Origin of the sequence: Actinoplanes awajinensis subsp. mycoplanecinus (assembly GCF_001509495.1) — a bacterium.
GTDB lineage: Bacteria > Actinomycetota > Actinomycetes > Mycobacteriales > Micromonosporaceae > Actinoplanes > Actinoplanes palleronii.
Genome location: NZ_LLZH01000283.1, coordinates 66,869 through 77,886 on the forward strand (window position 1 = coordinate 66,869; position 11,018 = coordinate 77,886).

The 11,018-nt window shown below is 70.5% G+C and carries 14 protein-coding genes; 4 read left to right on the top strand and 10 right to left on the bottom strand.

Features of this window, described 5'->3' with window-relative positions:
• Nucleotides 1-25: 25 nt before the first annotated feature.
• From ADL15_RS30265 to ADL15_RS30285, 5 genes are all read right to left on the bottom strand, one after another.
• Nucleotides 26-376 carry a hypothetical protein gene (locus tag ADL15_RS30265; protein WP_067698282.1) on the bottom strand — a complete coding sequence of 117 codons (351 nt, stop codon included), beginning with the start codon at nt 374-376 and terminating at the stop codon, nt 26-28.
• Nucleotides 373-1,191, bottom strand: coding sequence for a carbohydrate ABC transporter permease (locus ADL15_RS30270; protein ID WP_067698284.1), 819 nt, complete (start codon nt 1,189-1,191; stop codon nt 373-375). The genes ADL15_RS30265 and ADL15_RS30270 overlap by 4 nt, the downstream gene beginning before the upstream one ends.
• Nucleotides 1,188-2,054 (bottom strand): carbohydrate ABC transporter permease, encoded by an 867-nt coding sequence (locus tag ADL15_RS30275; protein WP_067698285.1) that lies wholly within the window; start codon nt 2,052-2,054, stop codon nt 1,188-1,190. Before ADL15_RS30275 ends, ADL15_RS30270 begins: the two co-directional genes overlap by 4 nt.
• Nucleotides 2,051-3,319, bottom strand: a complete 1,269-nt coding sequence (locus ADL15_RS30280; protein WP_067698287.1) for an extracellular solute-binding protein — start codon at nt 3,317-3,319, stop codon at nt 2,051-2,053. Before ADL15_RS30280 ends, ADL15_RS30275 begins: the two co-directional genes overlap by 4 nt.
• 71 nt (nt 3,320-3,390) lie before the next feature.
• Nucleotides 3,391-4,089: a laminin G domain-containing protein gene (locus ADL15_RS30285; protein WP_067698289.1), complete on the bottom strand. Its 699-nt coding sequence runs from the start codon at nt 4,087-4,089 to the stop codon at nt 3,391-3,393.
• Nucleotides 4,090-4,327: 238 nt separating this feature from the next.
• On the opposite strand from ADL15_RS30285, the gene ADL15_RS30290 reads away from it, so the two are divergent.
• Nucleotides 4,328-4,966, top strand: coding sequence for a hypothetical protein (locus tag ADL15_RS30290; RefSeq protein ID WP_232344509.1), 639 nt, complete (start codon nt 4,328-4,330; stop codon nt 4,964-4,966).
• Between the two features lie 115 nt (nt 4,967-5,081).
• Here ADL15_RS30290 and ADL15_RS30295 read toward each other — a convergent pair whose 3' ends face one another.
• The 4 genes from ADL15_RS30295 to ADL15_RS30310 all read right to left on the bottom strand — a co-directional run bounded on the left by ADL15_RS30295 (nt 5,082) and on the right by ADL15_RS30310 (nt 8,349).
• Nucleotides 5,082-5,915, bottom strand: a complete 834-nt coding sequence (locus ADL15_RS30295; protein WP_067698293.1) for a fumarylacetoacetate hydrolase family protein — start codon at nt 5,913-5,915, stop codon at nt 5,082-5,084.
• 7 nt (nt 5,916-5,922) lie between these two features.
• Entirely contained in the window at nt 5,923-6,798 is an 876-nt protein-coding gene (locus ADL15_RS30300) for a fumarylacetoacetate hydrolase family protein (RefSeq protein WP_067698295.1), read from the bottom strand.
• Nucleotides 6,799-6,862: 64 nt separating this feature from the next.
• Nucleotides 6,863-7,447, bottom strand: a complete 585-nt coding sequence (locus ADL15_RS30305) for a carboxymuconolactone decarboxylase family protein (RefSeq protein ID WP_232344511.1) — start codon at nt 7,445-7,447, stop codon at nt 6,863-6,865.
• Between the two features lie 101 nt (nt 7,448-7,548).
• Nucleotides 7,549-8,349 carry an IclR family transcriptional regulator gene (locus ADL15_RS30310; RefSeq protein ID WP_067698297.1) on the bottom strand — a complete coding sequence of 267 codons (801 nt, stop codon included), beginning with the start codon at nt 8,347-8,349 and terminating at the stop codon, nt 7,549-7,551.
• A gap of 122 nt (nt 8,350-8,471) precedes the next feature.
• Between ADL15_RS30310 and ADL15_RS30315 the strand changes: the two genes are divergently transcribed.
• The 3 genes from ADL15_RS30315 (at nt 8,472) to ADL15_RS53340 (ending at nt 10,518) form a co-directional block, all read left to right on the top strand.
• Nucleotides 8,472-9,233, top strand: coding sequence for an SDR family NAD(P)-dependent oxidoreductase (locus ADL15_RS30315; protein ID WP_067698299.1), 762 nt, complete (start codon nt 8,472-8,474; stop codon nt 9,231-9,233).
• Nucleotides 9,234-9,256: 23 nt separating this feature from the next.
• Complete coding sequence (locus tag ADL15_RS30320; protein ID WP_067698302.1) at nt 9,257-10,042, top strand: SDR family NAD(P)-dependent oxidoreductase; 786 nt, start codon at nt 9,257-9,259, stop codon at nt 10,040-10,042.
• Nucleotides 10,043-10,368: 326 nt separating this feature from the next.
• Entirely contained in the window at nt 10,369-10,518 is a 150-nt protein-coding gene (locus ADL15_RS53340; RefSeq protein WP_157441693.1) for a hypothetical protein, read from the top strand.
• A 36-nt stretch (nt 10,519-10,554) separates the two neighbouring features.
• Here ADL15_RS53340 and ADL15_RS30325 read toward each other — a convergent pair whose 3' ends face one another.
• Entirely contained in the window at nt 10,555-10,920 is a 366-nt protein-coding gene (locus tag ADL15_RS30325; protein WP_067698304.1) for a DUF6193 family natural product biosynthesis protein, read from the bottom strand.
• Nucleotides 10,921-11,018 lie beyond the last annotated feature (98 nt).

Here is an 11,018-nt window from a genome sequence, read left to right on the forward strand (position 1 = left end):
GGTAGGTCAGCCCGCGCAGCTGCTGTTAGGCCTGCTCACGGCTGTGCCGGTCGCCGAACTGCCGCCAGTGCCGCAGGTAGACCACGGCGGCCCGGCTGATGTCGTCGGCGTCGTAGGCGCCCTGCCCGTACGTGCCGGTGGCCGCGTCGTAGGCCCCGCCACCGACCCGCCGGTATCCGCCCCCGGGCAGGTCGTCGGCGTAGACCCAGACCACCCCGACCGACGGCTCCCGGTCGAGCCGGTAGGTGGTGTGCCCGGCCTGCGCGGGCGGCGCCACCGCGGCGGTGAGGAAGTCCAGGTGATCCACATTGGTCATCGGCGCATCGGCGGGGACCACCAAAGCGGACGCCACCAGCAACAAACCGAGGATCTTCATCCCTTCACCCCCGAGCCGAGATCGGACGAGACGAAGTGCCGCTGGAACACGATGAACAGCAGCACCGCCGGCGCGGCCAGGAAGCACGCCCCGGCCAGGATCGCCCCGTAGGGATTGGTGGCCGCCGAGGCCACCGTGCTCATGTAGTTGGCCAGCGCCACCGCGAGGGGCTGCATCCCGGCCTGTTTGGTGACCAGGAACGGCCACAGGAACTCGTTCCACGGCCCGATGAAGGTCAGCAGCGTCGCGGTCAGCAGCGCCGGCCGGACCAGCGGCAGCGCGACCGACCACAGCACCCGCAGCTCGCCCGCGCCGTCGATCCGGGCCGCCTCGAACAGCTCACCCGGCAGTTGCAGGAAGAACTGCCGGAACACGAACACCGCCACCGAGTTGATCGCGAACGGCAGGATCATCCCGAGGTACGTGTCGGCGAGCCCGTACCCGCGCACGATCTGCACGTACAGCGGGATCACCAGCAGCTGGAACGGGATCACCTGGAGCAGCAGCATCGCGGCGAACAGCGTGCCCCGGCCGGGGTAGCGCAGCCGGGCGAGCGCGTACCCGGCGAGCACCCCGAAGACCAGGGTGCCGAGCACCACGCCGCCGGTGAAGACGATCGAGTTGAGCAGTGACCGGCCCAGGTTCACCGCGGCGTCGATCTCGCGGTAGTTGTTCAGGCTCAGATTGCCCGGCCTCGGCAGCGCGCCGGCCGGCGAGGAGTCCGGCCGGGCCTGCAGCGAGCCGACGACCATGTAGTAGAACGGGAACAGGAAGATGATCGCGCCGAGCGTGAGGGCGACCGGGCGCCACCTCATCGCTGCCTCCTCTCCAGCAGTTGCTGCGCCCCGGCGACGACCAGGACGCCGGCCACCAGCAGCACGCCGATCGCGGCGGCCACGTCCGGGTGGCCCTGCTCGATGCCGCGCTGGTACATCAGCAGCACCGGGGACGCCGACCGCCCGCTCGGCCCGCCGCCGTTGGTCAGCAGGTACGGCTCGGTGAACAGGTTCGCCCCCGTGATGATCGCCAGCAGGGTGACCAGGGTGGTGGCCGGTCGTACGCCGGGAACGGTGACGGCCCGGAAGCTGCGCCAGCGGTTCGCGCCGTCCACCGCCGCCGACTCGTAGAGCTCCTTCGGCACGTTCTGCAGCGCGGCCAGGTAGAGCAGGATGAAGAAGCCGAGCTGTTTCCACGTGACGAACAGGGCGATCGACGGCATCGCCCAGTTCTCGTTGATCAGCCAGGACGGGTCCGGCGCGGCACTGCCGAGCACCTGGTTGACCAGGCCGCCGGAGCCGAAGAGGAACAGCCACACACCGACCACGGCGACGCTGGCCGCCACGTACGGCAGGTAGAAGCTGGTCCGGAAGAACGTTCGGCCCCGGACCACGCTGTTGAGGGCGGTGGCCAGCAGCAGCGACAGCGCCACGGTCAGCGGCACGTTGATGATCAGGAAAATGCCGATGTTGACGAAGGAGCGGCGGACGGCCGGGTCGGTGAGCACCGCGGAGTAGTTCTCCAGGCCGACGAACGGCCGGGGCACGGTCACCCCGGGCGCGGTGAAGATGTACTCGTGGAAGGAGATCCACACGGCCAGGCCGAGCGGGTAGGCGAAGACCGCCGCGACGAACACCGCGTACGGCGCGCTGAACAGCATGCCGATCGGCTGGCGCCTCATTTCACGAGGTCATTGATCTTGTTGGCGGCGTCCGTCAGGGCCGTGGCCGGATCCTGTTTGCCGAAGATCACCGAGTTGGACCAGGCGTCCCGGAACGTCTGCCACACCTCGACCGAGCCCTTCACGTTCGGCACCTCGACCACGTGTGCCGTCTTCGCCGCGAACACTGCGTACCGCGGGTTCTTCGCGAAGTACGCCGGGTACGCCCCGGCCAGGTCCTGCCGCAGCGGCATCTGCCCGGTCATCTCCAGCAGCTTGCCGTCCTGTTCGGCGCTGGTGGAGAACTTGAGGAAGTCCCAGGCCGTGCCGCGGTTGGCGCAGGCCGTGTAGATCGCGACGTTCTTGGCGTCGCTGAACGTGGCCTGGTCCTCGGCCGAGCCGCTCTGCGTGGGCACCGAGGTGACCCCCCAGTCGACCTTGTCCTGATAGGCCGCGATCGCCCACGGGCCGGCGCTGGCCATCGCCGCGGTGCCGTCGGCGAACGCGTCACCGGTGTACGCCTCCTTGCCGGCCAGGTTCTTGGCGTACAACTGCTGCCAGAGCCCGGCGACCGCGCGGCCCGGGTCGGAGTCGAAGGTGGCCTTGCCGTCGACGACGAGCTGCTGGCCGCCGCTCTGCGCCGCGTACATCGGGTAGAAGTCGAACCACGACTGGAAGAACTGGCTCGACGGCGACGGGAAGATCGCGTATTTCGCCGCGCCGCTGCTCACCAGCTTCTCCGCGGTGGCCAGGAACTCGGTGTACGTGCCGAGCGGGGGAGCGGTGGTGCTGATCCCGGCCTTCGCGAACGCCTTCTTGTTGTAGAACAGCATCACCGGGTTCGATTTCCACGGGAGCTGGTAGAACTTGCCGTCCGGCGACGTGTACTGGCCGGCGGCCGCACCGGAGCGCGCGGTCACGTAACTCGCGCCGTCGGCGAAGTCGTCGAGCGGCACCAGGCCGCCCTGCGCCTGGAAGTTCGGCACGGCGGCCGGGGACGTGTTGTAGATCAGGCACGGCGCGTTGCCGGCGGTGATGCTGGCCGAGATGACCGCCTCGGAGGTCTGCCCGGCCGGGATCTCCTGCGCGGTCACCACCTCGTCCGGGTGCACGGCGTTCCACGCCTGGACCACCTGCTTGCCCCAGGCGACCTCTTGCGCGTTGTTCGAATACCACAGGCTGATCGGGCCGCGGGCGGTGGCGGCCTCCGGGTTCGAGGCGTCGTTCCCGCCACCACATCCGGCGACGGCGAGGAGCAGCACAAGGGCGATCGGCAGTGGCTTCATCACTTCTCCTTTGAAGAGAGAGCCTTCAGCCGCAGGTTACGCCGTTAATCGCATCGATCAACATCATCGGGTCAAGCGGTTTCGACGCTCACGTAGTCGAGATCGCCCGCGTAGTAGTCGCAGCCCACCGTGCGCTGGTCGCAGTCGAGCTTGCCGCCGATGGTCAGCGGCCAGTTGTTGCTGATCGTCCCGGTCCACCCCTGCCGCCCGGCCACCCGCTGCCCGTCGATCGCCAGGGCCACCCCGGTGCTGACCCGGACGCACGTGACCACGTGCCAGTCCCCGTCGTTGATCGCGTACGGGGCGATCGCCTCGAGCACCCCGCGGTCGCCGCGGAACGAGCACTCCACCCGCCCGTTCGGGATCTGCAGCTTGAAGTTGCCGCCCTCGGTGGTGGACTGGCCCTTCTGGACGATGTTGCCGAAGTGGCCGGTGGTGCGCAGCCGGAGCGTCACCGCGTAGTCCCGGTCGCCGGGGTCCAGCGCCGAGTCGTCCGGAACCACGACCAGGTGGCCGGGGTGGGTGGGCGGGGTGTCCGGCTCCAGCCGGTCGAACCGGTATCCGGTGGCGCCGGCGGTCGTCACGCCCAGGCCGACCTCGCCGCCGATCTGCCCGTCCAGGCCGTTGCCGCTGCTGTCGGACATCCGGTTCGCGCCGGGTGACTCGTTCATCGCCCAGTAGGCGACCATGCCGTCGCCGGCGGCATGAGCGGCCATCGGAGTACCGGTCAGCAGGGTGGTCGTGACCAGCAGGGTGACCAGGCGTCGCATAGTGGTCCTCGGGGGATGAGGGACAAGATCCTAAGAGACTAATGGGCATAAACCACCCTTTATCGCCAACTGCGGAAATCTCCTCCGGAGTGCTCTTTCGGACCCTCGCTAACTGCCCGTTCAGCTTGGTAAAGTCCCGCCGATCATGGTCGACACCCCTCGGCGACCACGGCAATCAGATAAGGATCGTGTCGAAGTGCTGCTCAATGGGACTGACGGTGAGACTTCGGAGCACAAGTTGATCGCACCCAACCCCGGCCTGCCGAACCAGGCCCTCCAGGTGCTGGCCCTCGCCCAGCGCACCGCGGAGGAGCACGTCGCCAGCGCCCAGCACCACGCGGACAAGATCCGCACGGATGCGCTGGCCGCGGCCGAGCAGATCGCCCGTGACGCCCAGGCCCACGCCAACAACGTGCGCCAGGAGGCCGACCGGGTGCTCAGCGAGGCGCGGGCCGGCGCCGAGCAGACGGCCCGCGAGGCGCAGTCCCGCGCGGAGGAGGCCCGCCGGGCCGCCGACAAGATCGTCACGGACGCCCGGCAGCGCGCCGAGACCATCGGCGCCGACGCGATGCACGGCGCCGACCAGCTGAAGCACCAGGCCCAGCAGCGGTATGACGACGTGGTCGGCAGCCTGGGTGCCAAGCGCGAGGCGTTGCAGCAGCAGATCGAGGCCCTGGAGAACTTCGACCGGGAGTACCGCGGCCGCCTCACCCAGTTCATGCAGGGCCAGCTGCGGGCGCTCTGGGCCGACGCGCCGCAGGTCAGCGCCGAGGTGATCGACGAGGAGCCGGTCGCCGAGGAGCTCGAGTCCGCCTCCCGCCACGGCCACCACGCGGTCGAGGACGCCGAGATCGTCGATTCCGACGAGGACCGCTGACCCCTCGAGGTCCGCGGAAAACGGCCCGGACCGCTTCAGGTCCGGGCCGTTTCGCTCATTTGGTACGACCTAGAGCTGCACGCCCGTGGTTATGCGCCAAGCCCATGAGGCGCGCTCAGACGAACCGCTGGCGGATCTCCCCGATCCCGTCCACCCGGCTGACCAGCACCTCACCCGGCTGCAGGTACCGCGGCGGCTCCCGCCGGTTGCCCACCCCGGCCGGGGTCCCCGTGAAGATCAGGTCACCGGGCAGCAGCGGGCACACCGCCGAGATCCGGGCCACCAGGTCGTCCACCGCGAAGATCATCTCGCTGGTCCGGCCGTGCTGCACCCGCTCGTCGCCGAGCCGGCACTCGAAGGCGAGGTCGTCCCGGTCGGCGAACTCGTCCGTGGTGACCGCCACCGGCCCGGTCGGCCCGAACCCGGGGAACGACTTGCCCAGCGAGAACTGCGCCGGCCGGCCCTGCAACTGCACCGCCCGCTCGGACAGGTCCTGGCCCACGGTCAGCCCGGCCACCGCGTCCCAGCCCCGCTCGCGGGGGATCCGGTGCCCACCGGCGCCGATCACCGCGACCACCTCGATCTCCCAGTCCGGCTTGCCGGGCGGCAGGGTCACCTCGGTGATCGGCCCGGTCACGCAGGACGGGAACTTGGTGAACAGCAGCGGCTCGTCCGGCGCCTGGTACCCGGCCTCGGCGGCGTGCGGCCGGTAGTTCAGCGCCACCGCGAACACCTGCCGCGGCCGTGGCGACGGCGCGCCCAGCTGCTCCGGGGTGAACGACGTCGCCCCGGACCAGTCCGCGCCGGCCGCCCACGCGGTCAGCTCGCCGAACCGGGCCAGTGCCGCGTTCACGTCCGAGGGGAACCGGCCGTCGCTGTGTTCTTCGACGTCCAGGGCCCGGTCGCCGTCGATCAGCACCAGCCGGTCCGCGAGGGTTCCGAATCGCATCCGCGCCTCAGTCCGAGTAGAGCGAGCCGGCGTACGGCTCGGTGTCGTGCGCGGCCTTCCACGGGACCACGGTGTTGCGCAGCAGGCCGACGCCCTCGATCTCGGCCTCCACCACGTCACCGGGCTTGAGGTAGAACGCGAACGGGTCCGGCTGCACGGCCGCCACCCCGGAGATCGTCCCGGTGGTGATGATGTCACCGGCCGAGTAGCCCTGCGGCGAGTGGAACGCGATCAGGTGCTGCAGCTTCAGCACCAGGTCGGAGGTGTTGCCGGACTGCCGCACCTGCCCGTTGACCCGCAGCTCCATGCCCAGGTCGTGCGGGTCGGCGATCTCGTCGGCGGTGACGATCCACGGGCCGATCGGGCAGAACGTGTCGATGCCCTTGGAGAACGAGAAGACGCCGGACTGCATCTCACGCCGCTGGATGTCGCGCGCGGTGATGTCGTTGAACACGGTGAACCCGGCGATGTAGTCACCGGCCTCCTCGGGGCCGAACCAGCGGCCGGACTTGCCGATCACCACGGCCAGCTCCAGCTCGTAGTCGAGCTCCTTGGTCAGGCCCTCCGGGTAGACGATGTCGTCCTCCGGGCCGATGATCGCGTCGACGTTCTGGAAGAACACGATCCCCTTGTGTACGGGGTGCGACCAGTTGACCTTCTGCAGCTCCTCGTGGTGCACCGCGAAGTTGCCGGCGGTGTGGAAGAACTTCTTCGGCTGGATCGGCGCGCGCAGCCGCACGCTCGCCAGGGGGAGCGTCTCGCCGGTCTCGCCGACCTGGCCGCCGCGCTCGAAGAACTCCCGGGTCGAGCCGGCCGCCAGCTCGACGACCTCGTCGCCCTCGATCCGGCCGACCCGTCCCTCGTCGAATGTCACCAGTCGCATGCTCGCCCCAATTTCCTGCCGTCGAATCCAGCACTGATTCTCACTGGGTGAAAGTTTGTTTCGTTCAGGAAAAATCCTCCGTCGTGGCGGCGGCACTGTCAAGGGACTCCGGCGTCACGACCCGGAACACGCGCAGTTGCAGGGCGAGCGTCGCGTAGTACCCGGCCAGCGTGGTCAGCTCGAACAGCGCCGGCAGCCCGAGACCGTCGCGCGCGGCGGTGAACTCCTCGTCCGTCAGGTCACGGCGCTCGGCGAGGGCCGTGCCGACGTCCAGGATCAGCCGATCGCCCGGGTCGGGGAAGGCCGCCACGTCACCGGTGCGCAGCGCGCTCAGCTCGGCCTCGGAGAATCCGGCCGCCCGGGCGACGGCTTCATGGGCGTACCTCTCAAAATCGCTGCGCCAGACACGGGCGACCGTGAGAATCGCGATCTCCCTGGCCCGGGTGGTCAACCCGGTGCGGTAACGCACCGCGCTGCCGAGCTCCTGCAGCGCGCCGCCCACCCCGGGCTGCAGCAACATCGCGTTGAACGGCCCTTCGAGCCCGCCGTCCGCGTCCACCAGCGGAAACGCCGACCCGGCAGCCCGCGGACCCCCGGCGATCGCGTCATAGACCGCGCGCTGCTCCGAGGTCAGCTCGCCGGGCAGCAACTTCCGCAGCCTGCTCCCGCCTCCCGGCTCGCCGCCATCCGGCTCCGCCCGGCTCCCGCCGCCCGGCTCGCTGCCGCGACCGCCTCGCGGCTTCGCCGCGCTCACGCGGCAGCCTCCCGGTGCCCCAGCAGCGCGGAGATGTCGTGGCACGCCTCGTGGATCAGCGGCTTCAGCTCGCGCACGATCCGCTGCGTCGACCAGTCGCGCGACTGCACCGCCAGGTTCGCCCCGGCCACCACCGCCCCCTGCGCGTTGCGGACCGGCGCCGCCACCGACCGCAGCCCGTAGGCCAGCTCCTCGTCCTGCATCGCCCACCCGTCCGCGCGGATCTTGCCCAGCTCGTCGCGCAGCTCGTCCAGGCTCACCTTGGCGTTCGGGCCGTGCTGGCGGGCGAACGACGCCTCGCCGACCCGGGACGTCAGGTCGTCCTCGTCGAGGTGGGACAGCAGCAGCTTGCCGATCGAGGTGTGCACCGCCGGCAGCGTCGAGCCGACCTGGATGTTCGCCGTGACCAGGTCGGAGTTGCGCAGCCGGACCAGGTAGAGCACCCGGTCGCCGGTGAGCACGGCAAGGTTGACGGTCTCGCCGGTGGCCGTGGCGAGCTGCTGCAGCCGTGGCGTGGCCAGCTCGACCAGGTCCAGGCTGCGCAGCGCGGCGGTGCCCAGGGTGAGCACCTTGACGCCGGGGCGGTAGTCGCCGTTCGGCAGGTGGTCGAGGTATCCCTCGGCGGTCAGGGTCATCACCACCCGGTAGACCGTGGGCAGCGGCATGCCGACCGCGGGCGCGATGTCGCTGATGCGCCAGGTGGGGCGCTGCTCGCTGAAGAGCGAAAGGATCCGTAGTCCCTTGGCCAGGGCCTCGACCCGGTACTCGGGCTTGTCGGTGTCTTTCCTCGCCGCCACGTCGGGACTCCTGCTCTCTCACACATGGCTGGACACATGTCCTCGCCGCGATTAGCGTTGCGGGGAGAAACTTACTTTCACCTGATGAAAGTGGCAAGTCTTTCTCGAGACGGTGAGGCCAGATGACGACCGACTGGTTGCAACTACGTGAGCGTCCCACCCTCGTCGTCGGCGCGGGCGGTCTCGGCGGCGCCGGTGCGCAGGCGCTCGCCCTGGCCGGCGCGCGGGTGCTGCTCGCCGACGTCGACGCGGACCACCTCGAGGCGGTGCGGCTCCGGGTCAAGGAGGCGGGCGCGGAGATCACCACGGTCCAGGTCGACCTGCGTACGCCGGACGCGTGCCGCACGCTCGTCCTCGACGCGGCCGAGCGTCTGGGCGGCATCGAGGTGTTCCTGCACGCCGTCGGGAAGAACGTGCGCACCCCGGTCCTCGACCTCGGCGACGACGACTGGGAGTCGGTGCTGACCCTGAACCTGTCCACGGCGTACTGGACGGCGCAGGCGGCCGGCCGGGTGATGGTGTCGGCCGGCTACGGGCGGATGGTGTTCTGCTCGTCGGTGTCCGGGCTGCTCGCGCACGCCAATCACGGGCCGTACGCGGCCACCAAGGGCGGGCTCAACCAGCTGCTCCGGGTGATGGCCCGGGAGTGGGCGCCGTCCGGGGTGACGGTGAACGGGGTCGCGCCCGGATACATCGAGACCAACCTGACCAGGGCGTACCTCGACAAGGACGGCAACCGGGAGAAACTGGAGTCGCTGGTCCCGGCCGGGCGGCTGGGCCGTCCCGCCGAGGTGGCCGACGCGATCACGTTCCTGGCCTCCGACCGCGCCGCCTTCGTCACCGGCCAGATCCTCTACGTCGACGGCGGCCGCACGCTCGTCTGACCCTTCCTCATCTAGGAGAACCTGTGACCACTCCCGTCATCACTCAGCGTTTCCCCGGCCGGTCGGTGCTGGTCACCGGCGCCGGCACCGGCTTCGGCGCGGAGATCGCCTTCCGCGCCGCGCAGGAGGGCGCCCGGGTCGGCGTGCATTACCGCAGCTCCAAGGACGGCGCCGAGCGGACCGCGGAACGCATCCGCGCGATCGGCGGCGAGGCGGTGCTGATCCAGGGCGACATCACCGACTGGGACGACATCAAGCGGATGGCCGACGAGGCGTTCCGTGCCTTCGACGGCCTCGACGTCCTGATCAACAACGTCGGTGACGTGGCCCGCGACCAGATGTCCTGGCGGGACATCACCGAGGAGTCGATCAACCACGTCCTCGAGGTGGACATCAAGGGCACCCTGCTCTGCGTCCACGAGTTCGGAGCACGCATGCTGGCACAGGGCCACGGCAACATCGTCAACATCGGCTCGACGGTCGTGGTGCGGGGCAGTGCCCGCGCCCCGCAGTACGCCGCCGCGAAATACGGCATCATCGGCCTGACGAAGTCCTACGCGGCGGCCTTCGCCCCGACCGTACGGGTGAACGTGTTCGCCCCCGGCTTCATCGAGACCGAGGCGACCCTGAAGCGCGACGACTGGAAGTCGGGCCGGGGCGACAAGCTCCGCAGCCTGACCCCGATGGGCCGCATCCCGGGCCCGGCCGAGCTGGCCGGCGCGGCCCTGTTCCTGGCCACCGACGACGCGGCCCACATGACCGGCGGCTTCATGGTCGCCGACGGCGGCTACAACATGATCGGCGCCTGACAGGCGGGCCGGTGCAGGTCCCGGCTGGTGCTCAGGGGTGCCTCAGCAGCGCTGAGGCACCCCTGAGCACCAGCCGAGCAAGGCCGGACCGTGCCGGCTGACTCGAGCCCGTCCGCTCGGCATCGGCGGGGCGGCGGAAGTCCGCGCTCGGCGCTGAAGGGCGGCTGGGGTCCGCGGTGGGCCAGGTTCGGGGCGGTGGCGGTCCGCGGTCGGGTTGTGCGTGCGTTCACCGCCCCCAGGTGGGCGGCAGACGCACGCGATCCGGCAGTGCGGACTCTCACCGCCCTGCCCAGGAGCTACCGGCACGTCAACTCGAGCTGAGTGGCATGGGCGAGGTGCCCGGCTGGTGCTGGTGGTCGTGTCAGCGGCCGGGATACCGCCGGGAGCACCAGCCGGGCCGGGAACGCCGCATCGCCCTCGACGCCCGGCACGCCGGGCTGGTCCCGGCGGTCGTTGCCGGTCTGCAGCAACCTTGAGGACCGCGAAACCCGGCCGAGTCTGCCGGCCGCCCATCAGGTCGGGAGGTCGGTCAGGACGAGGTGGAGGGCGGTCGGGGCGGTGCATTCGTCGTGGATGTGGGTGCTGGTGCGGACCGTGAAGCGGTCCGGGGTGGGGGTGGGGATGACCGCGGGGAGGCGTGGGCCGTTGCGTCGATCCGCGGTCGGGCGGAAGGACAGGGTCAGGACGCTGAGGCGGGGGTGCAGGGCGCGCAGCCGTGGTTCGCGGGAGGCCAGGGTGCTGAACGCGTGCAGGCGGGCGAGGACCGGGTCCGCGTAGTGGTTTTCGGACAGGTGGAGCCACATCGTCTCGCGGCGGTCGCCGCGTTCGTGGGCCTCGGCAAGCGCGACCGAGCCCAGGAACGGCCAGCGTGCCGCCACCTCGCCGGGGCGGGCGCCCCCCAGCCCCAGGCGGGGCGGGGGCGGGGCGGGGGGCAGGGGGGGGGGGGGGGCCCCCCCCCCCCTCGACCCGCCCGCGG

Bases quoted from the DNA above. Each gene is read 5' to 3' on its own strand.
- ADL15_RS30265 (WP_067698282.1), bottom strand. From the start codon at position 376: ATGAAGATCCTCGGTTTGTTGCTGGTGGCGTCCGCTTTGGTGGTCCCC.
- ADL15_RS30270 (WP_067698284.1), bottom strand. From the start codon at position 1,191: ATGAGGTGGCGCCCGGTCGCCCTCACGCTCGGCGCGATCATCTTCCTG.
- ADL15_RS30275 (WP_067698285.1), bottom strand. From the start codon at position 2,054: ATGAGGCGCCAGCCGATCGGCATGCTGTTCAGCGCGCCGTACGCGGTG.
- ADL15_RS30280 (WP_067698287.1), bottom strand. From the start codon at position 3,319: ATGAAGCCACTGCCGATCGCCCTTGTGCTGCTCCTCGCCGTCGCCGGA.
- ADL15_RS30285 (WP_067698289.1), bottom strand. From the start codon at position 4,089: ATGCGACGCCTGGTCACCCTGCTGGTCACGACCACCCTGCTGACCGGT.
- ADL15_RS30295 (WP_067698293.1), bottom strand. From the start codon at position 5,915: ATGCGATTCGGAACCCTCGCGGACCGGCTGGTGCTGATCGACGGCGAC.
- ADL15_RS30300 (WP_067698295.1), bottom strand. From the start codon at position 6,798: ATGCGACTGGTGACATTCGACGAGGGACGGGTCGGCCGGATCGAGGGC.
- ADL15_RS30315 (WP_067698299.1), top strand. From the start codon at position 8,472: ATGACGACCGACTGGTTGCAACTACGTGAGCGTCCCACCCTCGTCGTC.
- ADL15_RS53340 (WP_157441693.1), top strand. From the start codon at position 10,369: ATGGGCGAGGTGCCCGGCTGGTGCTGGTGGTCGTGTCAGCGGCCGGGA.